At 50.0% G+C, this 546-nt stretch carries 1 protein-coding gene; it reads right to left on the bottom strand.

Annotated elements, in window-relative coordinates:
- Window positions 1–73: 73 nt before the first annotated feature.
- Window positions 74–546: aminoglycoside phosphotransferase family protein (locus ACTHUM_RS18285; RefSeq protein WP_440403719.1), on the bottom strand; the 473-nt coding region annotated here is incomplete at its 5' end.

Raw genomic sequence — 546 nt, 5'->3', positions numbered from 1 at the left:
CTGTAAAGGTTTCAGACGGCCTTTTGTTGATCAGGCCGTCTGAAAAATGGAATCAAATCTTAAAAAACCAAGCTTAGAAGGTATAGCCTGTTTCCAATTCGTCATCACCGACCAATTCGACCAGCAATGCATACAGCGGAGCCAAATCGTTGTAACGGCGGGATACGCGGCGCAAGTAGTTCAAGAAGCGCGGGATTTCAGGGCGGTATTTGTCTTTGCCGTCACGGTAGTACAGACGGGCAAAAATACCGGCTACTTTCAAATGGCGTTGTACGCCCATCCATTCAAACCAGCGGTAGAACTCGTCAAACTCGGCAGGCACAGGCAACTGGGCAGCGCGTGCTTTTTCCCAGTAACGGATGACCAAGTCCAATACAAATTCTTCTTCCCATTCGATAAATGCATCGCGCAGCAGCGATACCAAATCATAGGAAATCGGGCCGTAAAGCGCGTCTTGGAAGTCCAACACGCCCGGGCGGCCTTTTGCCAGCATCAGATTGCGGACGATAAAGTCGCGGTGGACATACACTTTAGGTTGTGCCAACA

The sequence above is a fragment of the Neisseria sp. P0021.S006 genome (genome assembly GCF_051956895.1).
Note: the sequence above shows the minus strand (reverse complement) of the source record. Positions and strands in the feature narration are given on the sequence as shown.